Origin of the sequence: Stenotrophomonas sp. MYb238 (assembly GCF_009496535.1) — a bacterium.
Taxonomy (GTDB): domain Bacteria; phylum Pseudomonadota; class Gammaproteobacteria; order Xanthomonadales; family Xanthomonadaceae; genus Stenotrophomonas.
Map to the genome: position 1 here is coordinate 42148 of NZ_WIDL01000017.1, position 19627 is coordinate 61774.

A 19627-nucleotide genomic window follows, 5' to 3' on the forward strand; every position below is an offset into this window, starting at 1 on the left:
GCAGGAGGGCACGGCCCGCCACATGGCCTCTTCACCACGTAGGAGCGCACTTCAGTGCGCGATGGGGCTTTGCCGGGAAGACCCCATCGCGCACTGAAGTGCGCTCCTACGAGTGCGCCCTGCCCGGCCGCAGGGTGGCGGGACGAAAAAGAAGGGCGCCTGTCCGGCGCCCTTCTCCATTCAACCGCGACGGACCGGTCAGGCCGCGACCACGCGCACCATTTCCAGGCACTTGTTGGAATAGCCCCACTCGTTGTCGTACCAGCTGACCAGCTTGACGAAGGTGGAGTCCAGCGCGATGCCGGCTTCGGCGTCGAACACCGAGGTGTGGGTCTCGCCGCGGAAATCGGTGGCCACCACCTTGTCCTCGGTGTAGCCCAGCACGCCCTTCAGCGCGCCTTCGCTCTGCGCCTTCACCTCGGCGCAGATCTCGGCGTAGGTGGCCGGCTTTTCCAGCTCGACGGTCAGGTCGACCACCGACACGTCCGAGGTCGGCACGCGGAAGCTCATGCCGGTGAGCTTCTTGTTGAGTTCCGGGATCACCACGCCGACGGCCTTGGCCGCGCCGGTGGAGGACGGGATGATGTTCTCCAGGATGCCGCGGCCGCCGCGCCAGTCCTTGTTGGACGGGCCGTCGACGGTCTTCTGGGTGGCGGTGGCCGCGTGCACGGTGGTCATCAGGCCGCGCTTGATGCCCCACTTGTCGTTGATCACCTTGGCCAGCGGCGCCAGGCAGTTGGTGGTGCACGAGGCGTTGGAGATGATCGTCTGGCCGGCGTAGGTCTTGCAGTTCACGCCGAACACGAACATCGGCGTGTCGTCCTTGGACGGCGCCGACATGATCACCTTCTTCGCGCCGGCATCGATGTGCTTCTGCGCGGTTTCCTTGGTCAGGAACAGGCCGGTGGATTCGATCACCACGTCCACGCCCACCTCGTCCCACTTCAGGTTGGCCGGGTCGCGCTCCTGGGTCAGGCGGATCTTCCTGCCGTTGACCAGCAGGTCGTTGCCCTCGACCTTCACGTCGGCCTTGAAGCGGCCGTGCACGGAGTCGTACTTGAGCATGTAGGCCAGGTAGTCCGGCTCGAGCAGATCGTTGATGGCCACGATCTCGATGTCGTTGCCGAAGTTCAACACCGCCGAACGCAGCACGTTGCGCCCGATGCGACCGAAACCGTTGATGCCGACCTTGATTGCCATGTTCACGAACTCCTGCGGCCGCAGACCGCTGCGGCGGGGGTGGAAAGGGACCGGCATTGTAGCAGCCGGGCTTGTGCGGCTGGCCTGCGCCCCCTGCGCGGCGCATATGACCAAAGCGCTGCCGTCCATAGGCAAAACCATGAACGCATTCTGAGCGCGGCCACCGGTTTGATCCGGATCAAGGCGTGCCCCGGGCGTGCGGCGGAGACTGGCGCCAACCTCACCAAGCAATGGAAACGCACCATGCGCAAGACCCCCGCCCTGCTGCTGTCCAGCCTCGCCGCCACCCTGGCCCTGGCCGCCTCCCCCGCCATGGCGCAGTCCAAGGGCGACTGGACCCTGGGCGTCGGCGTGCACAACGTCGATCCGAAGTCCAGCGCCGGCGATCTCGATGGCTCGGCCCTGGGGCTGGGCGCACTGCCGACCAGGGTGGACAGCAGCGTGCGTCCGACCGTGACCTTCGAGTACTTCGTCGCCGACAAGGTGGGCGTGGAAGTGCTGGCCGCGCTGCCGTTCCAGCACGACGTCAGCATCGACGGCGTGGGCACGGTGGGCCGCACCAAGCAGCTGCCGCCGGTGGTCTCGCTGCAGTACCACTTCGCCAACAGCAGCAAGGTCACCCCGTTCGTCGGCCTGGGCGTGAACTACACCAAGTTCTTCAGCACCGACAGCAAGGGCGCGCTGACGGGCACCAAGCTCAAGCTGGAAGACTCGTGGGGCCTGGCCGCGCACGCCGGCCTGGACTTCGCGCTGACCGACAAGGACGCGCTGCGCGTGGACCTGCGCTGGGCCGACATCGACACCAAGGTCAAGGTGAACGGCCACAAGCTCGGCACCGCCAACATCGACCCGCTGGTGTACGGCGTGGCCTACGTCCGCACGTTCTGATCCAGCCTTGCCCCCGGTACCGCGGGGGCAAGGATGTTCCCAGGGCCTGTTCATGGCCCGCCGCGAGCCAAGCGCGGCGGATCGTGGGCAGGCCCGCCACTTTCGGCACATGGTCCGGGCGATGCCGCCGCTAGAATGCGGCAATGAAATTCTCCACCCGTGTTCCCGTCCTCCTTTCTGGCCTCGCCCTGGCCGTGACCGCCCTGCTTCCGGCACCGGCCTCCGCCTGGGGCGCGCAGGGCCATCGTCTGGTCGCACGCATCGCCGAAACGCACCTGGACCCCGCGGCGAAAGCGGAAGTGGCGCGCCTGCTCGCCGCCGAGCCCGGCGCCACCCTGGCCAGCATCGCGCCCTGGGCCGACCAGCTGCGCGCCGAGGATCCGGACCTGGGCAAGCGCTCGGCCGGCTGGCATTACGTCAACATGGCCGAGGACGGCTGCATCTACGACCCGCCGAAGCACTGCCGCGACGGCGACTGCGTGATCGAAGCGCTGAAGGTGCAGAGCGCGCGCCTGGCCGACCGCAGCCTTTCCGATGCCGATCGCCTGCAGGCGCTCAAGTTCGTCGTGCACCTGGCCGGCGACATGCACCAGCCCATGCACGCCGGCTACGGCCACGACAAGGGCGGCAACACCTACCAGCTGCAGTTCAACGAGCGCGGCACCAACCTGCACTCGCTGTGGGACAGCGGCATGTTCTACGCCCTGCAGCTGGACGACGACCAGTACCTGCAGCGCCTGCAGGCCCTGCCCGCTCCCGCGGGCGTCGCCGCTCCGCAGCTGCAACGCGATGCGTCGCTGTGGGCCGAGCAGAGCTGCCGCATCGCCACACGCGAGGGCGTCTATCCGGCCAACCGCAAGGTCGGCCAAGCCTACGCCGACACCTGGCGGCCGGTGGCCGAAGCACAGCTGCGCCTGGCGGGCGAACGGCTGGCGGCGCTGTTGAACGAACTGCTGGACCATCCCTGACGGGAACAGCCCCCCTCCGGCACGGGTTTCACCCCTGTTGCCTGGCCTGGATCATTCTGTCGATGGTGTAGCCAAAGGCATAACGGCGCAGCTGCTCGACCATCGCCCGCCCGCGCTCATCATGCAGCCCCAGGCTGCTGCCGAGGACATGCTTGGCATAGGCATCCATGGGAGCCTTGCAACTGGCCTGCGCCGCATGCGCCACTTCGCTGGCGGTGAAGCCGGGGAAATCGAGCCCCATCGCATAGCGATCCCCGATCAGCCGTTTCACGTAGTCGGCATGGCACTCGAGCACCTTGGCCTCGAGAGTGGCGACAGCATCCGGTGGTGGCTCGGTGGCCGTGGCCGGCAGAACGGTCATGCTCCCGCCGAACAGTACGGCGAACTTCCATGCATTCGATACAACTGTCATGGCTTCTCCTTGGCTTGCGTCGATTGAACACCGGATGACGCTCCGGCAGCGCTACTCGGGCGGACGTGATTTCCCGCAGATCACCACGCCCGCTTCTGTCCCCGGCAAACTCACCTGGCACGTTCCCTGAGGCGAGATGCGCGACCTGCTGGTGTCTATGGCGAACCACTCGTATTCGCCGCGGTCGGCCCATCCTTCCGGGGCGGCGGTCGATTTCATGAAGGCATCCCAATAGAACGCCTCGCTGGCGCGTGCCGCTACCCGATGCCCGTTGCGGTAAGTCGGCGCATAGCGGTACTGCCTGACCGCATCCAGGGCTGCGGCGTCGAACACACCCTTGGGCTCTGACGACTGCACAGTCGCGCCAGTCACGCGGCCATCCACATCTATCTCCACCGTCACGGTAACCGCGCCGTTGATGCCGTCGGCTCCGTCGGGATACTCCGCAGCCACCGTCCTGAGCGCTGCTGGCCCCTCAATGGCCGGCGATCCGGCGTCGACGGCCGGTTGCGCCGCCCATGCCGCATAGCCAAGCCCGGTCGACAGGCCCGCGCACAGCAGCACGATCGCGAACCACTGCTTCTTTCCGGGCACGGGACGCTTCAACATGGCGATGCGCGCCTTCAACGGATGATGGTTTTGCCAGTGACAACCCACCGGCAACGGCGACAGCGCCAGCCCGGTCTTGAGCATGGCGTCGCCGTAACTGCGGCGTGCGCCGGCGCTGCGGGCGACGACGCGTTCGTCGCAGGACAATTCCTGGTCCTCGCGGCAGCGGCGCACCGCCAGCGGCAGCAGCGGGTTGAACCAGTACAGGCACTGCATCGCCGCCAGCAGCGCGTTGACGACGGTGTCGCCGCGGCGCAGGTGCACCTGTTCGTGCAGCAGCACGAGCCGGCGCTCCGGCGCGGTATAGCGCTGTTCGAAATCCACCGGCAGCACGATGCGCGGCCGCCACAGGCCGACGACGGCCGGCAGCCCGGCGGCGGCGCGCGCCTGCCATGACCCGTCGTCGCGACGCCGCAGCATTCCCAGTCCACGGACGAAACGGCGCTGCTGCCGCAGCAGCCATGCCATCGTCAGCAACGCTCCCGCCAGCCAGGCGCCGCCCAGCAGCAAGGCCCACGGCAGTGTCGCCATGTCCGGCGCCAGCGCGGCGTTGGCCGCCGGCATCGTCGCGCCGATGGCCGTCATCGGCAGCACCGCGCTGCGTGGCGCCGGCAGCAGTACCGCGACCAGCGCCACCGGCACCGCCAGCCACAACAGATAGGCCGCGCTGGCGCCGAGACGGTGCCGCACCGTACCGCGCAGGGCCAGCACCACGGCCATCGCCACGCCGCTGGCCAGCGCGGTTTCCAGCAAGGCCTGCATGACGTCAGGGCTGGTCATCGTCGAGCTCCTCCAGCAGCCTGCGCAGTTCGGCCACGTCGTCGCGGCTCAGCCTGCGGTGCTGGCTGAAATGCGCCACCAGCGGCGCGACGCGACCGTCGAACAGGCGTTCGAGCAGGCTGCTGCTCTCCTCCAGCAGCCACGCATCACGCTGCACCCGCGGCGCGTACAGGTAACGGCGCCCGTCCTTCGCGGCGCTGATCGCACCCTTGTTGAGCAGGCGGTTGAGCAGGGTCTTGACCGTGGCCTCGGCCCAGTCGTTGCGGCCGGCCAGGCGCGCCATCACCTCGTCGGCGGCGAGCGGATGCGCCTCCCACAGGATCTCCATCACCACCGCCTCGGCTTCGCTGATCCGGATCATCGTTTACGCCCGTAATTTTTATCGATTACACGAGTAAACGAAATGTCTGTCAAGCGCCCCGACCGGGAATTCATCGCCCGGATGCTGTAATGCCGTCTCCCCGCAACGACGCCCCCGCCATGCCCCACCATGTGACCGATCCCGATGCCGCCGCGGCGTGGCTGCTGGCCCACGTCGAGGGGCCGCTGCGCATCGGCGCGCCGCTGGCGCTGGGCAAGCCGCACCGCCTGCTCAACGCGCTCTACGCCCGCATCGAGAACGATCCCTCGCGCCCGCTGCAGCTCTACACCGCGCTTTCGCTCGATCCGCCGCAGGCCGGTGGCGACGGCCTGGAAGCGCGCTTCCTGCGCCCGTTCGTCGAACGCCATTTCGGCGCGGATTTCCCGCGCCTGGCCTATGCGCGGGCGGTCGCGCGCGACGCCCTGCCCGCGCACGTGCAGGTGGAGGAGTTCTACATGCAGTCCGGCGCGCTGCTGGGCTCCTCGCAGGCGCAGCGCGCCTATACCAGCCTCAACTACACCCAGGCCGCCGACGCGGTGGCGCAGCGCGCGCCGCACGCCATCGTGCAGAAGGTGGCGCGCCGCGCAGGCACCACGCGGCTGTCGCTGTCGTGCAACAACGACATCACCCAGGACACGCTCGATGCCATCGCCGCGCGCGGCCTGCCGCGCCCGCTGCTGATCGCCGAGATCGACCCGGAGCTGCCGTGGCTGGGCGGCACCGCCACGGTGGACGCGGCGTTCTTCGACCTGGTGGTCGACCCGCCCGGTCCGTATCCGAAACTGTTCGGCCTGCCGCGGCAACCGGTGAGCGATGCCGACTACGCCATCGGCCTGTACGCCAGCGCACTGGTACGCGACGGCGGCACCCTGCAGATCGGCATCGGCGCGCTGGCCGACGCGCTCAGCCATGCGCTGGTGCTGCGCCATACCGACAACGCCCGTTACCGCCAGGTGCTGCGCGCGCTCGATCCCACGCTGGAAGATCATCCGCTGGTGCGCGAGATCGGCGGGCTGGGGCCGTTCGAAACCGGCCTGTACGGCTGCAGCGAGATGCTCAACGAGGGCTTCCGCAGGCTGGTGCAGAGCGGCGTGATCCGGCGCAAGGTGCACGACGACCTGGCGCTGATGCAGCGCCTGGCCGGCGGCAACGCCTATACCGCCGACCACGCGCGGCTGGCCGAGGAAGGCGAATACCTGCATGGCGCGTTCTATCTCGGCTCGCCGGAGTTCTACGACTGGCTGCGGCACCTACCCGAGGACGAATGCCGCGCCATCGGCATGCGCCGCATCAGCGAGATCAACCAGCTCTACGGCGGCGACGAGACCCTGCAGCGGCTGCAGCGCCGCGATGCGCGCTTCTTCAATTCCTGCATGATGGCCACCGCGCTCGGCGCGGCGGTATCCGACGCGCTGGAGGATGGGCGCGTGGTGTCCGGCGTCGGTGGCCAGTACAACTTCGTGGCGATGGCGCACGCGCTGGCGGACGCGCGCAGCGTGCTGATGTTCCGCGCCGTGCGCGAGAGCGGCGACGGCGCGCAGTCCAACGTGCGCTGGAACTACGGCCACACCACCATCGCGCGCCACCTGCGCGACGTCTTCATCGACGAATACGGCATCGCCGACCTGCGCGGCAGGACCGACGAGCAGTGCGTCATCGCCATGGCCGGCATCGCCGACGCCGCCTTCCAGGCGCCGCTGCTGGAACAGGCGAAGGCGGCGAAGAAGCTGGCGCGCGACTTCGCCGCGCCGGCGCACTGGCAGCGCAACCGCGCCGACGCGCTTGCCGCCGCGCTGGCGCCGTTCCGTCGCGACGGCACCCTGCCCGACTATCCGCTGGGCAGCGATTTCACCCCGGTCGAGCAGGACCTGCTGCGCGCCCTGACCTGGTTGAAGGCCAACACCGGCAGCGTCGGCGGCAAGCTGCGCACCGTGCTCGCCGCCCTGCGCCAGCGCGCCGGCGACAACGACGCCATGTACCTGCAGCGCATGGGGCTGGCGCACCCGGCCGGGCTGGGCGAACGGCTCGATGCCCGCCTGCTGCGCCTGGCGCTGGCGCGTACGGCGCGCGCCTGAACCTCGCCGCGCGCGGCGCTCAGCCGTCCGCGGCGGCCGGATCGTGCTGCAGGATGTTCACCAGCTTGCCGAACGGGTCGCGCACGAAGAACCGGCGCACGCCCCAGGGTTCGCGCGCGGGCCCGTATTCGATGGCGATGCCGGCGTTGCGGACGCGACGCAGCGCTTCGTCCAGATCGTCGACCTCCACCGAAAGATCGGGCACTGGCGTCCCCGCTCCGCCTTCGCTGGCGAAGCTCAGCTGCGTGGCCATGCGCGAATCGGCCGCGTAGGTGCGTATCCAGCCATGGTCCATGGCCAGTTCCAGCCCGAGGACGGCGTGATAGAACGCGTCGGCGGCGGCCGGGTCGTCCGTGCGGATGTTGGCGACGATACGGTTCACTTTCACTGGTTGCTCCACGGTGTGTGTCATTGCCCGGCCGGCGGCTCCCAGAGCTCGACCTTGTTGCCTTCCGGGTCGATGACCCAGCCGAATTTTCCCTGTTCGGAGGTCTCGGTCCTGTCGACGACGTCGCAGCCTTCGGCATGCAGCACCGGCAGCAGCGCCTCCAGGTCGGCGACGCGGAAGTTGACCATGAACGAGGAAGTGCTTGGCGCCATGTAGGTCGTGTCGGCGGCGAACGGGCTCCAGATCGTCATGCCCGGTGAGCTGCCCTCGCCACCCCACGAGAACACCGCGCCGTTCCAGCCGGCGACGTCGAGCCCGAGATGATCGCGGTACCAGGCCGCCAGCGCCGCCGGGTCCTGCGCCTTGAAGAAGATGCCGCCGATACCGGTCACGCGCTTCATGTGGCTTCTCCGGATGTGCCGCCCGCGACGGGAGGCCTGCGGCCGATGCTCGCATGCGGATGGAGTCGGGGCCAGCGTGCAGACGGGAGGTTCTCCGGCCGGTGCCTCGCCAACGCCGGAGAACCTGGCCGTAGGAGCGACTTCAGTCGCGAAGGGGCATCGCCGGGAAAGCCCTTTCGCGACTGAAGTCGCTCCTACGAAGAGCGGGAGGCGCTCCCGCCGGAGGAGGGCCCAAGAACGGGAGGCCTGCGGCCGATGCTCGCATGCTGATGGAATCGGGGCCAGCGCGCAGACGGGAGGTTGTCCGGCCGACGCCCCGCCAACGCTGGATGACTTGGTCGTAGGAGCGACTTCAGTCGCGAAGAGGCGTCGCCGGGAAAGCCCCTTCGCGACTGAAGTCGCTCCTACGAAGAGCGGGGCGCTCCCGCCGGAGGAGAGCCAAAGAAAAGGCCGGGAAATCCCGGCCTTTTCTCACGCCGATACGCTGCCGCGCATCAGTTCGCCAGCTGCGCCTTCGCGGCGGCGACCACCGCTTCGGTGGTGATGCCGAAGTGCTGGTACAGCTTGTCGGCCGGGGCCGACGCGCCGAAGGTGTCCAGGCCGACCACGGCGCCGTCCAGGCCCACGTACTGGCGCCAGAAACCGGTGACGCCGGCTTCCACCGCCACGCGCGCGCGGATGGCGCGCGGCAGCACGGATTCGCGGTAGGCCGCGTCCTGGCGGTCGAACACGTTGGTGGACGGCATCGACACCACGCGGGTCTTGATGCCGGCCGCGTCCAGCTCGGCCTTGGCGGCCATGGCCAGGCCCACTTCCGAGCCGGTGCCGATCAGGATCACGTCCGGCGTGCCGGCGGCGTCGGCCAGCACGTAGCCGCCGCGTTCGATCTGCTTGACCTGCTCGGCGCTGCGCTGCTGCGGGGCCAGGTTCTGGCGGCTGAAGATCAGGCAGCTCGGGTTGTCCTTGCGCAGGATCGCGGCCTTCCAGCTCACCGCCGACTCGGCGGCGTCGCAGGGGCGCCACACGTCGTTGTTGGGGATGTAGCGCAACGAGGCGACGTGCTCGACCGGCTGGTGGGTCGGGCCGTCCTCGCCCAGGCCGATGGAGTCGTGGGTGAACACGTGGATGACGTGCGCCGGGATCAGCGCGCTCATGCGCAGCGCGTTGCGGGCGTAGTCGCTGAACACCAGGAAGGTCGCGTCGAACGGCAGGAAGCCGCCGTGCAGGGCCAGGCCGTTGGCGATCGCGCTCATGCCGAACTCGCGCACGCCGTAGTGCACGTAGTTGGCCTGCGCGTCGTCGCCGACCACGGTGTGCGCGCCCTTCCACAGCGTCAGGTTGGAACCGGCCAGGTCGGCCGAGCCGCCGATGATTTCCGGCAGCAGCGGCGCGAAGGCCTGGATCGCGTTCTGCGAGGCCTTGCGCGAGGCGATGTTCGGCGCCTCGGCCTGCACCTGGGCGATGTAGGCATCGGCCTGGGCGACGAAGTCGGCCGGCAGCTCGCCATGCGAACGGCGGGTCAGTTCGGCGGCTTCGGCCGGGAACTGCGCGGCGTACTTGTCGAACAGCTGCTCCCACTCGGCCTGGCGCAGGGTGCCGGTACCGCCGGCGCGCCAGCCGGCATAGATCTCTTCGGGGATCTCGAACGGGCCGTAGTCCCAGCCCAGCGCCTTGCGGGTGGCTTCCAGCTCGTCCTTGCCCAGCGGCGCGCCATGGCTGGATTCCTGGCCGGCCTTGTTCGGCGAACCGAACCCGATGGTGGTCTTGCAGCAGATCAGGGTCGGCCTGTCGAACTGCGACAGCGCCGCGTCGATGGCCGCCTTGATGCTGTCCGGGTCGTGGCCGTCGACGCCGCGCACCACGTTCCAGCCGTAGGCCTCGAAGCGCGCCGGGGTGTCGTCGGTGAACCAGCCTTCCACTTCGCCGTCGATGGAGATGTTGTTGTCGTCCCAGAAGCACACCAGCTTGCCCAGGCCCCAGGTGCCGGCCAGCGAGGCGGCTTCGTGCGAGATGCCTTCCATCAGGCAGCCATCGCCCATGAACACCCAGGTGCGGTGGTCGACGACTTCGAATTCCGGGCGGTTGTAGCGCTGCGCCAGCAGCTTCTCGGCCAGCGCGAAGCCCACGGCGTTGGCCAGGCCCTGGCCGAGCGGACCGGTGGTGGTCTCCACGCCCGGGGTTTCATGGCGCTCCGGGTGGCCGGCGGTGTGGCTGCCCAGCTGGCGGAACAGCTTCAGCTGTTCGATCGGCAGGTCGTAGCCGCTCAGGTGCAGCAGCGCGTACTGCAGCATCGAGCCGTGGCCGTTGGACAGCACGAAGCGGTCGCGGTTGAACCACTTCGGGTTGTTCGGGTTGTGGCGGAGGTAGTCGTTCCAGAGCACCTCGGCGATGTCGGCCATGCCCATCGGCATGCCCGGATGACCGGAGTTGGCGGCTTGTACCGCATCGGCGGCGAGGAAACGGATGGCGTTCGCCAACTGGCGGCGGGTGGGCTGCGTCATGGTTCGTCGGGTCGGGAGGCTCCCGCGGAGCTGCGGGCGGCCTATTGTCCCACAGAGCACCGGGCAGGTCAGGCCATGTCCGCCTGCGGCAGAGGCAAGCGCGGCCTGCTTCCGGAACGGCGAAGGCCGCCCGGTGGGCGGCCTTCGTCTACGTCCCGACCCTGCGGCCGGCTCAATGATGGCCGGCGTTGTCCGCCACTTCCGGCACCTCGTCGTCGGCCACGCCGCTGCGGTGGGAAACCACCACCGCGGTGGCCAGGTCGCCGGTGACGTTGAGCGAGGTGCGGCACATGTCCAGGAAGGTGTTGACGCCGAGGATGATGCCGATGCCCTCGGGCCGGATGCCGATGATGCCGCAGATCATCGCGATCACCGGCAGCGAGCCGGACGGGATGCCGGCGGTGCCGATGCCGCCGAGGATGCACAGCAGCAGCACCATCAGCTGCTGCGGCAAGCCCAGGTGCAGGCCGTAGACCTGCGCCAGGAACAGCACGGTGATGCCTTCGAACAGCGCGGTGCCGTGGTGGTTGGCCGAGGCGCCGACGGTCAGCACGAAGCGCGAGACCTTGCGCGGCAGCTTCAGGTTCTCCTCGGCCACGCGCAGGGTCACCGGCAGGGTGGCCGACGAGGACGCGGTGGCGAAGGCGGTCAGCGTGGCTTCCTGGGTACCGCGGAAGAAGGTGCGCACCGGCATGCCGCCCAGCAGGCGCACCCACAGCGGCAGCACCACGAAACCGTGGATGGCCAGCGCCAGCATCACGGTGACGACGAACCACAGCAGGCTCTGGATCACGTCCCAGCCCAGCCGCGCGGTCAGGTTGAACATGAAGGCGGCCACCGCGAACGGCGCCAGCTTGATGAACATGCCGATCAGGTGCATGCACACCTCGAACAGGCCCTGCACGGCGTTCTTGAACGCGGTGGTGCCGGCGGTCGGCTTCATCACCAGGCCGATGCCGATCATCAGCGCGAAGAACACGATGCCCAGCTTCTTGCTGTCGTCGCCCATCGCATTGACGATGTTGTGCGGCACGATGTTGACCAGCAGGTCCATCAGCCGCAGTTCGTTGCCCTTGCTGATGATCTCGCCGGTCTTGGCGTTGCTCATCGCCTGGTCGACCAGGGCCGGGTCCATGTGCGTGCCCGGCTGCAGCAGGTTGACGCAGAGCAGGCCGATGCCGACCGCCAGCGCGGTCACCACCGCGGTGTAGTTCAGCGTCTTCCAGCCCAGGCGGCCCAGCGAGGCGATGTCGCCCAGCTCGGCCACGCCCAGCACCAGCGCCGAGAACATCAGCGGCACCACCAGCATGAACAGCAGGTTGAGGAAGATCTGCCCGAACGGCTGGGTCACGTAGTCGATGGTGGTCGTCACCCAGGCCGCGTCCGCTGCGGTGGCGTGTGCGACCAGGCCCACGATGGTGCCCAGCATGAACCCGAGCAGCACCTTGATGTGCAGGGGCATGGAGGGCTTCCGGGGCGCGTGGGCGTGGGACATGCGGCGGTACTCGCGGGCGAAAGGTCGCGTAGCTTAACAAAAGCTGCACACCACCCACCCCTGCCATAAGGGCCAATGCCCAGGCCATCGCGTTCCCATAGCCGCGGGGCTTGCCCCGCATGAAGCCTTTCCGGTGAAGCCCGTGCCGGGCAAGCCCGGCACCTACGAGCACGCTGCCGCAACCCTCGCTTTCCGTAGATGCGGGGCTTGCCTCGCATGACGCCTTTCCGGTGAAGCCCATGCCGGGCGAGCCCGGCACCTACGAGCACGCTGCCGCAACCTTCGCTTTCCGTAGATGCCGGGCTTGTCCCGCATGAAGCCTTCCCGGTGACGCCTGTGCCGGGCAAGTCCGGCACCTACGAGGCCGTTGGCCGGCCTCCGGGAATATCGCTCAGCACCTGCCCGTTCCCGCGACCTTCATCCCGTGGATGCGGGGCTTGCCCCGCAGGTGGCCTTCCCGGTGAAGCCCGTGCCGGGCGAGCCCGGCACCTACGGCCGACGCAGGGCCTCCGCGGATTACCGCTCAGCTGGATTTCGAGCGTTCAGGATAGAGCGGCGGCAACGGCGCCGCCGGCGCCGCCGCGTCGGTGCGCCACGTCGGCCCGCCGCCGAATGCGGCCCGAAGCGCGGCCCGCGCCTCTGTGCCGCTGCCGCCGGCCCAGCGCGCGCGCCGCAGCGTGTCCAGCGCCTGGCGCTGGGCCGCGCTGTCCAGCCGCGCGGCCAGCTCGTCCAAGTCGGCGACCGGAGGGCGGGCCATGCCGCGCAGCGCCTGTTCGACGTCGTCGAGATCGCCGGTGTCCAGTGCCCTGCGCAGATCGACCAGCGAGTGCGTGGCCGCGGCGGCCGCACGCGGTTGCGCCTCGTGTTCGGCCGTTGCCGCGACGCGGCGCGACGCGCGACGCCGGGTCAGCGCCCAGACCAGCGTCGCCAGCCACAGCAGCGCGAACCCGGCAGCCAGCAGCGGCCACAGGCGGACCGGCATACCGCGCGCGTCCGGCAGCGCGAGGGCACCATCCGCCGTCGCCGCCACCGGCGCGGGCGCGGCGACCGCGTCGGGCACCTGCGGCGGCGGCACCGCGCCGGCGCGGCCCGGCGCCACCGGCAGGCTCAGGTCGGGCAGCGCGGCGGTCCTGGCCTCGGCCGCGCGCACGTCCCACCAGCGCATGCGCACGCCGGGCACCGCCAGCGTGCCCGGCTGCTGCGGCACGACGGAGTAGCGGCGCGTCAGCTTCAGCTGCGGGCCGCCGCCGTCGAAGGTTTCGTCGTACTGGGGCGGTTCGGCGAATACCTGGGCGGCATCGCCGAGTGAGGGCACCGGCAGTTCCGGGAACTGCGCGCGCGTCGCGCCGACGGCGGTGGCCTCCACCTCGATGGTCACCGCCTCGCCGACCCGCGCGGCCTGCGGCGCGGCGGTATAGCGCAGGCGCAGGTCCTTCAGCGGCAGCCATGGCTGCGGCGCGGCATCGGGCACCGCGCGCACCTGCAGGGTCTGGTCCGGCGCGCGTGCGCTGAGCGCGCCATTGCCGCGGCCGAGGAAATCGTCGAACAGGCCGCCGACGCCGCGGCCGCTGAAACGCGCGCCCTCCAGCCGCAGCGGGCCGCTGCGCTCGGGGATCAGCAGGAAGCGCCGTTCGACCACGTTGTAGCGGCGGCCGCCGACCTCGCGCACCGAGGAACGATCCTCGCCCACGCGCTGCAGCGACGTCGACGCCGGCGTGGCCAGGTCCAGTTCGCCGGATGCCAGCTGGGTGGCGAAGTACAGCCGCACCACCACGCCCACGCTCTGCTGCACGTAGGGCTGCGGGTCGTCCACCTCGGTTTCCACGAACGCCACCGCGTCGCCGGCGCGGCCGGCCACCGGCGCGGCCTCGACCGTCAGCGGCAGGGGCGCGGTGCGCGCGGCGCCCACCTGCAAAGCCGGCACGGTCAGCACGCCGCTGCGGCGCGGGGTGAGCACCACGCCGAACAGCGCGGCATTGCTGACCCGCCCGTTGGCCATGCGCGTCTGCCGGCCGCTGGTGCGCCCGCCGAGCGCGAAATCGGCCTGCAGCGGCGCGTAGTCCGGCACCGCGCCGGCCTGGTCGGTCTCGATGGTGAGGGTGACCACCTCGCCTTCGCCGACATGGTCGCGGTCCAGCCATGCGCGGGTCTGCGCCTGCACGCCGGCGGCGCAGGCCAGCAACACGAACACCCACGCCATCATGAGAACGCTTCGCCGCTTCATCGCCCTTCCCGCCTGCGCCGCTCGTATTCGAGCTGGAATTTCGCCTTCAACAGATCGCCCGGCTCGTCGGGCACGCGCTGCATCCACGCCTCGACCGCCTGCCGCCGCTCGCGCTCCTGCGGGCTCATCGCCGCCTGCGCCGCGTGCTTTCCGGGGTCGTCGCCATCGGCCTGCTGCTGCCGGCGCATCGCCTCGGCCATGCGATCGCGCTGGGCCTGGTCGGCCTGCTGCTGGCCTTGGGCATCTTCCGCTTCCGGCGCCTTGCGCTGCGCGTCCGGCGACGGCTGGCCCTTGTCCTGCTGCGGCGGCGCGTTCTGCTGCCGGTCCTGCGACGGCGGCTGCCGCTGCTGCGACCGATCCTGCTGCGATCCGTCCTGCGGCTTGCCTTGCGGCTGTTCGCCGGGCGAATCCTTCCGCTGCTGCGCATCGGGCTTGTTCTGCTGCCCGCCGCTCTGCTGCCCGGGCGGCGGCCGGCGCTTGCGCGCGGCGTCGACCGCGGCGCGGTTGGCCTTCGCGTCGGCCATGTCCGGCCGCTGCTTCAAGGCGCGGTCGTAGGCATCGATCGCCTCGTCGTAGCGGCCCTGCCGCGCCAGCGCGTTGCCCAGGTTGTACCAGCCCTGTTCGTTGTCGATGCCCTCGAAGCGGCGCTGCGCGCCGGCGAAGTCGCCCTTGCGGTAGGCCTCGACGCCTTCAGCCATGCGCTGGTGGTCGCGCTGGTCGGCGCGTTGCCACCAGCCGCCGCTTTCCGCCGCATGCGCCGGCACCGCCAGCGGCAGCCACAGGCACAGCACGACGGCCGCCAATGCCTGCCGGCACCGCCGGAATGCCAGCAGCGCGACCAGCAGCAGCGGCGGTAGCAGCCAGTAGCCCTCGTCCTGCCAGGTCCTGTCGACGCCGCGGCCGGGACGATCGCCGTCGGCCGCCTGCGGTTGCAGTACGCCCAGCGCGTGCAGGTCCGCATCGGTGGCCGACAGCCGCGCGTAGCGGCCGCCGCCGGCGACGGCCAGCGCGCGCAGCGTGCCTTCGTCCAGCCGCGCCTGGCCGATCTGCCCTTCGCGGTCGCGGTAGGCGGCGCCGACCGGCGTGCCCAGTCCCAGCGCCGATACGCGGTAGCCGGCCGCGCGCAGGCGCATGGCCTGGGCGCTCGCCGCGGCGTCGGCGTGGTCGCTGAGCAGCAGGATCACGCCATCGCGCGCGCTGGCCTGGTGCAGCAGGTCGCCGGCCCATTCCAGCGCCTTGTCCGCGCGCTGCCCGTCCACCGGCATGATGTCCGGCGCCAGCGCGTCGAGGAACAGCGCGACGTTGCCGGCGTCGTCGGTGAGCGGCGCCACGGTGAAGGGCTCGTCGGCATAGGCCACCAGCGCCACCCCTCCGCCGCGGCGCTCGCGCAGCAGCGTCGCCAGCTTGGCCCGCGCCTGCAGCAGCCGGCTCGGCGGCAGGTCCGGTGCCGCGATGGTGCTGGACATGTCCAGCACCACCACCAGCGGCGTCTTCGATTCCCACAGCGGCTGCTCGACCTGGCGCCAGCTGGGGCCGGCCAGGGCGAGCACCGCCAGCAGCAGGCCGGCCAGCAGGGCCAGCCATCGGCCGATGCCGCGCCGGCCTCCGCCCACCAACAGGTGCGGCAGCAGGTGCGCATCCACCGCGCTGCGCCAGTCGCCGCCGCGCCGGCGCCGGTACCAGCCGCCCAGCAGCGCGGCCGGCAGCAGCAACAGCGCCCACAGCCAATCCGGGCGGATGAAATGCAGGCTGTCCCAGAAGGCGATCATCGACGCCGCCCCGGCCAGGCCAGCGCCAGCAGGCCCAGCAGCAATGCCGCCGCCAGCGGCCATGCGTAGCGTTCCAGGCGCGGGCGCAGCGCCGGACCGGCGCTACGCACCGGTTCCAGCCGGTCCAGCTCGGCGTAGATGCCGGCCAGCTCGCCGGTGTCGCGCGCGCGGAAGAAACGTCCGCCGGTGTCGCTGGCGATGCGCGCCAGGGTGTCCTCGTCGATCTGGTCCTCGCCGGGCACCTGCAGGCCGAACAGCGAGAACCCGCCGCTGCCGCCGAAGGCGATGGTATGCACGCGCACGCCCTCGGCCTTGGCCAGCTCGGCGGCCTTCAGCGGGTCGAGCACGCCGGCGGTGTTGACGCCGTCGGTCAGCAGGATCAGTACGCGTTGGCCTTCGGGCTGCTCGCGCAGGCGCTTGACCGCCAGCGCGATGGCGTCGCCCAGCGCGGTCTCGCGCCCGGCCAGCCCGACCACGCTGTCGCGCAGCTGCGCGCGCACGCTGGCGCGGTCGCGGGTCAGCGGCGTCAGCGCATAGGCGCGCTGCCCGAATACCAGCAGGCCGATGCTGTCGCCTTCGCGGCGGTCGAGGAAGTCGGCCAGCACCGCCTTGGCCGCGGTGAGGCGGTCCACCACGCGGCCGCCGAGCTGCATGTCGTCCTCGCTCATGCTGCCGGACAGGTCCACGGCCAGCATCATCTGCCGCGCCTGTCGCGGCGGTTCGACCGGCTCGCCCAGTTGCTGCGGACGCGCGGCCGCCGCGCACAGGCAGAGCCAGCCCAGCCACAGCAGCAGCGTGCGCAGGGAAGCACCGCGCCGGCGCGCCGCCGTCACCTGCAACCGCGCCGGCGCCCAGGGCACCCGCAGCGCCGGGCCGCTGCCGGCGCGCAGCGGCCACAGCCCCATCAGCAACGGCAGCGGCGCGGCCAGCCACAGCCACGGCCAGGCGAACTCCGGCAGTCCGCTCAACAGCGCGGGCAGGCGGTCCATCACCGGCGCTGCTCCATCAGGCCGACGAAGCGCTCGCGCGCCAGCGCGCAGGCGCGCGCGGCCTGCGCCTGATCGACCTGGCGGCGGAAACCGCCGTCGATCAGCAGGCGACCGTCGCCTTCGCTGAAATCGCGGCGCGCCTGTCCGTCAAGGAAACGCAGCCAGTCCTCACCCTGCAGCAGGGCCGCCTGCGGCGCGCAACGCCGGGCGGCGCGCCGCAGCAGTTCGGAAGCCGCGCCCAGGCGCGCCGCCGACCCGTCCGCTGCCACCACTCCCCCGTCGAACAGGGCGGACCAGCGTCGCCGCCGGCGCGCGCGGCGTCCGCGCAGCGCGGCGACCGCCAGCACGACGAGCGCCACCGCGGCCAGCACCAGCCACCAGCCAGGCGCGGGCGGCCACCAGCCGGGGGCGGCAGGCAGGTGCACGTCACGCAGCGGCAGGGATGTGGCGGTCATGCGCCGGCCTTGGCCACGGCCGCGTCCAGCCAGGCGTCGCTGGCCTCGTCGGTGGCCAGCACCCGCACCCGGATGCGGCGGCCGGGCAAGGCCTGGCACAGCGCCTCGACCGGCGCGACGAAGGCCGCATGCCAGGCATCGCGGACCGCATCGGCCGCCAAATCCAGTTCCATGCGCCCGCCTGCCGCCGCCACCGGCAGCAGGCAGCGCGGCGGCTGCATCTCCAGCGGATCGACCAGCAACAGCAGGCTCACGTCCACGTGCATGGCCAGCGCCGACCAGGTGGCGGGCGCGACGGCCAGGGCGCTGGCCGGATCGGCCAGCACCAGCGCCCGCGCGCCCGGATGCAGCAGGCGCGTCGCACGTTCCAGCGCGGACTGCAGCCCGGTGCCGTCCGCGGCCGGCGCGCGGTACCAGCGCACCAGCGCATCGAGCACGCGCAGCACGCCGCGCATGCCGCCCGCGGGCGGCACCAGTCCGTCCTCGCGTCCGCCGCACAGCGCCGCCACGCGGTCGCCGTCGCGCAGCGCGGACCAGGCCGCGACCGCACCGGCGCGCGCGGCCTGCACCGATTTGAACCGCGTGCGGGTGCCGAAATACAGGGAAGGCGCGGTATCGGCCACGATCAGGGTCAGCCGCTCGCGCTCGGCCTGGAAGGTCTTGGTATGGGTGAAACCGGTACGCGCACTCAGCTTCCAGTCGATGTGGCGCGCGTCGTCGCCGGCCACGTACTCGCGCGACTCGGCGTATTCCATGCCGCGTCCGCGCTGCGCCGAGGTCGCGCGCGCGGACACGCCGCGCTGCCCACGGCGCGGGTCGCGCGCGCGCAGCGCCGAACGCCGCAACGCGATCAGTTCGGCCAGCGAAGGGGCGATGCCCTCGGATGCGGGAAACGGGGAATCGGAAACCGGGATCGACGCTTCGCCACCGGCTGACAGGCCCGGTGATACCGCCCTTCCCCCGTCCCCACTCCCGCTTCCCCGCTTCATCACGGCAACGGCACGCGGTCGAGCAGCGCGGCCACCAGGCGCTCGCCGTCCCAGCCCTCGGCCGCCGCTTCGTAGCTGGGCAGGATCCGGTGCCGCAACACGTCCGGCGCGACCGAACGCACGTCGTCCGGCGTCACGTAGTCGCGCCCGGACAACCAAGCCTTGGCCCGCGCGCAGCGCTCCAGCGCGATGGAACCGCGCGGGCTCGCGCCCCAGGCGATGCGCCGCGCCAGCGGCGCGTCATAGGCCGAGGCATCGCGCGAGGCCAGCACCAGTTCGACCAGGTAGCGCTCCAGCTGCGGCGCCATGTGCAGTTCCAGCACCGCGCGGCGCGCCTGTTCGACCTGCTGCAGCGACAGCTTCTCCACGCGCACCGGCGCCGCATCCATCTCGCGCAGCGCGCGTTCGCGCGCCAGCCGCAGGATCTCGGTTTCCGCCCCGGCATCGGGATAACCGATGCGCACGTGCATCAGGAAACGGTCCAGCTGCGCTTCGGGCAGCGGGAAGGTGCCTTCCTGCTCGATCGGGTTCTGCGTGGCCATGACCAAAAACACCGCCGGCAGCGGATAGGTCTTCCTGCCGACCGTCACCTGCCGCTCGCCCATCGCCTCCAGCAGGGCCGACTGCACCTTGGCCGGCGCGCGGTTGATCTCGTCGGCCAGCAGGATCGGATGGAACACGGGCCCCGGCTGGAACTCGAAGCGCCCTTCCTGCGGACGCCAGATGTCGGTGCCGGTCAGGTCGGCGGGCAGCAGGTCGGGCGTGAACTGGATGCGCGCGAAGTTGGCGTCGATGCGCGAGGCCAGCGCGCGGATCGCGGTGGTCTTGGCCAGCCCGGGCGCGCCTTCCACCAACAGGTGGCCGTCGGCCAGCAAGGCGACCAGCAGGCGCTCGACCAGTACCGACTGGCCGACGATCTCGGTGGCCAGGGCATCGCGCAGGGCGATGAAGGCCGCGTGCAGGCCGTTATCGGCGGCCGGCGGTTCGGGCATGTGCGGAGGCAGGTTCATAGGCGCAGTTTGACCGATCCACGATGAAATGGTTCATCGCGCCGGCCCGCAACGGGAAAGGCCGCCTTGCGGCGGCCTTTCGGTGATCGTCCGGGTGGTCGGACTCAGTTCGG

Annotated in this window: 17 protein-coding genes; 3 read left to right on the forward strand and 14 right to left on the reverse strand. The window is 70.8% G+C overall.

The genetic code is table 11. The features are described from left to right. Window positions 1–198: 198 nt before the first annotated feature. A complete protein-coding gene (gap, locus tag CQ393_RS12315) occupies window positions 199–1200 on the reverse strand; it encodes a type I glyceraldehyde-3-phosphate dehydrogenase (protein WP_153191849.1) in 1002 nt (333 codons plus the stop codon). Between the two features lie 243 nt (window positions 1201–1443). Here gap and CQ393_RS12320 point away from each other — a divergent pair, with 243 nt between their 5' ends. Continuing rightward, a complete protein-coding gene (locus CQ393_RS12320; RefSeq protein WP_153191850.1) occupies window positions 1444–2088 on the forward strand; it encodes an OmpW family outer membrane protein in 645 nt (214 codons plus the stop codon). A 143-nt stretch (window positions 2089–2231) separates the two neighbouring features. Beyond that, entirely contained in the window at window positions 2232–3056 is an 825-nt protein-coding gene (locus CQ393_RS12325; protein WP_153191851.1) for a S1/P1 nuclease, read from the forward strand. A gap of 28 nt (window positions 3057–3084) precedes the next feature. On the opposite strand, the gene CQ393_RS12330 is transcribed toward CQ393_RS12325, so the two are convergent. Genes CQ393_RS12330 through CQ393_RS12340 form a run of 3 tightly spaced genes read right to left on the reverse strand, consistent with a single transcriptional unit; the run spans window position 3085 to window position 5218 of the window. Next, window positions 3085–3468 (reverse strand): hypothetical protein, encoded by a 384-nt coding sequence (locus CQ393_RS12330; RefSeq protein ID WP_153191852.1) that lies wholly within the window; start codon window positions 3466–3468, stop codon window positions 3085–3087. A gap of 51 nt (window positions 3469–3519) precedes the next feature. After that, complete coding sequence (locus CQ393_RS12335) at window positions 3520–4830, reverse strand: TonB family protein (protein WP_194269666.1); 1311 nt, start codon at window positions 4828–4830, stop codon at window positions 3520–3522. 13 nt (window positions 4831–4843) lie between these two features. Next, window positions 4844–5218 carry a BlaI/MecI/CopY family transcriptional regulator gene (locus tag CQ393_RS12340; RefSeq protein ID WP_153191854.1) on the reverse strand — a complete coding sequence of 125 codons (375 nt, stop codon included), beginning with the start codon at window positions 5216–5218 and terminating at the stop codon, window positions 4844–4846. A 119-nt stretch (window positions 5219–5337) separates the two neighbouring features. On the opposite strand from CQ393_RS12340, the gene CQ393_RS12345 reads away from it, so the two are divergent. Next, the gene (locus CQ393_RS12345) at window positions 5338–7293 is read left to right on the forward strand and encodes an acetyl-CoA hydrolase/transferase C-terminal domain-containing protein (protein ID WP_153191908.1); all 1956 of its coding nucleotides are present in this window, start codon (window positions 5338–5340) and stop codon (window positions 7291–7293) included. A 19-nt stretch (window positions 7294–7312) separates the two neighbouring features. Here CQ393_RS12345 and CQ393_RS12350 read toward each other — a convergent pair whose 3' ends face one another. The 10 genes from CQ393_RS12350 to CQ393_RS12395 form a co-directional block, all read right to left on the reverse strand. Next, window positions 7313–7681, reverse strand: coding sequence for a VOC family protein (locus tag CQ393_RS12350; protein ID WP_343199952.1), 369 nt, complete (start codon window positions 7679–7681; stop codon window positions 7313–7315). 20 nt (window positions 7682–7701) lie between these two features. Continuing rightward, window positions 7702–8082 (reverse strand): VOC family protein, encoded by a 381-nt coding sequence (locus tag CQ393_RS12355; protein ID WP_153191856.1) that lies wholly within the window; start codon window positions 8080–8082, stop codon window positions 7702–7704. Between the two features lie 494 nt (window positions 8083–8576). Further along, window positions 8577–10583 carry a transketolase gene (gene tkt / locus CQ393_RS12360; protein ID WP_153191857.1) on the reverse strand — a complete coding sequence of 669 codons (2007 nt, stop codon included), beginning with the start codon at window positions 10581–10583 and terminating at the stop codon, window positions 8577–8579. Between the two features lie 172 nt (window positions 10584–10755). Continuing rightward, window positions 10756–12078, reverse strand: coding sequence for a dicarboxylate/amino acid:cation symporter (locus tag CQ393_RS12365; protein ID WP_153191858.1), 1323 nt, complete (start codon window positions 12076–12078; stop codon window positions 10756–10758). 523 nt (window positions 12079–12601) lie between these two features. Continuing rightward, window positions 12602–14281 carry a BatD family protein gene (locus CQ393_RS12370; RefSeq protein ID WP_153191859.1) on the reverse strand — a complete coding sequence of 560 codons (1680 nt, stop codon included), beginning with the start codon at window positions 14279–14281 and terminating at the stop codon, window positions 12602–12604. Between the two features lie 17 nt (window positions 14282–14298). Further along, window positions 14299–16071 carry a VWA domain-containing protein gene (locus CQ393_RS12375; protein WP_153191860.1) on the reverse strand — a complete coding sequence of 591 codons (1773 nt, stop codon included), beginning with the start codon at window positions 16069–16071 and terminating at the stop codon, window positions 14299–14301. Next, window positions 16068–17060 carry a VWA domain-containing protein gene (locus tag CQ393_RS12380; RefSeq protein WP_153191861.1) on the reverse strand — a complete coding sequence of 331 codons (993 nt, stop codon included), beginning with the start codon at window positions 17058–17060 and terminating at the stop codon, window positions 16068–16070. The genes CQ393_RS12375 and CQ393_RS12380 overlap by 4 nt, the downstream gene beginning before the upstream one ends. Further along, on the reverse strand, window positions 17060–17515 hold the full coding sequence (locus tag CQ393_RS12385) for a DUF4381 domain-containing protein (RefSeq protein ID WP_153191862.1): 456 nt from the start codon (window positions 17513–17515) through the stop codon (window positions 17060–17062). The genes CQ393_RS12380 and CQ393_RS12385 overlap by 1 nt, the downstream gene beginning before the upstream one ends. Then, window positions 17512–18504, reverse strand: coding sequence for a DUF58 domain-containing protein (locus CQ393_RS12390; protein ID WP_153191863.1), 993 nt, complete (start codon window positions 18502–18504; stop codon window positions 17512–17514). The genes CQ393_RS12385 and CQ393_RS12390 overlap by 4 nt, the downstream gene beginning before the upstream one ends. Then, complete coding sequence (locus CQ393_RS12395) at window positions 18504–19496, reverse strand: MoxR family ATPase (protein ID WP_228114520.1); 993 nt, start codon at window positions 19494–19496, stop codon at window positions 18504–18506. Before CQ393_RS12395 ends, CQ393_RS12390 begins: the two co-directional genes overlap by 1 nt. Window positions 19497–19627: the final 131 nt, after the last annotated feature.

Coding starts and splice junctions, on each gene's coding strand:
- gap (WP_153191849.1), bottom strand. CDS start 1,200: ATGGCAATCAAGGTCGGCATCAACGGTTTCGGTCGCATCGGGCGCAAC.
- CQ393_RS12320 (WP_153191850.1), top strand. CDS start 1,444: ATGCGCAAGACCCCCGCCCTGCTGCTGTCCAGCCTCGCCGCCACCCTG.
- CQ393_RS12325 (WP_153191851.1), top strand. CDS start 2,232: ATGAAATTCTCCACCCGTGTTCCCGTCCTCCTTTCTGGCCTCGCCCTG.
- CQ393_RS12330 (WP_153191852.1), bottom strand. CDS start 3,468: ATGACAGTTGTATCGAATGCATGGAAGTTCGCCGTACTGTTCGGCGGG.
- CQ393_RS12340 (WP_153191854.1), bottom strand. CDS start 5,218: ATGATCCGGATCAGCGAAGCCGAGGCGGTGGTGATGGAGATCCTGTGG.
- CQ393_RS12345 (WP_153191908.1), top strand. CDS start 5,338: ATGCCCCACCATGTGACCGATCCCGATGCCGCCGCGGCGTGGCTGCTG.
- CQ393_RS12355 (WP_153191856.1), bottom strand. CDS start 8,082: ATGAAGCGCGTGACCGGTATCGGCGGCATCTTCTTCAAGGCGCAGGAC.
- tkt (WP_153191857.1), bottom strand. CDS start 10,583: ATGACGCAGCCCACCCGCCGCCAGTTGGCGAACGCCATCCGTTTCCTC.
- CQ393_RS12365 (WP_153191858.1), bottom strand. CDS start 12,078: ATGTCCCACGCCCACGCGCCCCGGAAGCCCTCCATGCCCCTGCACATC.
- CQ393_RS12370 (WP_153191859.1), bottom strand. CDS start 14,281: ATGATGGCGTGGGTGTTCGTGTTGCTGGCCTGCGCCGCCGGCGTGCAG.
- CQ393_RS12375 (WP_153191860.1), bottom strand. CDS start 16,071: ATGATCGCCTTCTGGGACAGCCTGCATTTCATCCGCCCGGATTGGCTG.
- CQ393_RS12380 (WP_153191861.1), bottom strand. CDS start 17,060: ATGGACCGCCTGCCCGCGCTGTTGAGCGGACTGCCGGAGTTCGCCTGG.
- CQ393_RS12385 (WP_153191862.1), bottom strand. CDS start 17,515: ATGACCGCCACATCCCTGCCGCTGCGTGACGTGCACCTGCCTGCCGCC.
- CQ393_RS12390 (WP_153191863.1), bottom strand. CDS start 18,504: ATGAAGCGGGGAAGCGGGAGTGGGGACGGGGGAAGGGCGGTATCACCG.
- CQ393_RS12395 (WP_228114520.1), bottom strand. CDS start 19,496: ATGCCCGAACCGCCGGCCGCCGATAACGGCCTGCACGCGGCCTTCATC.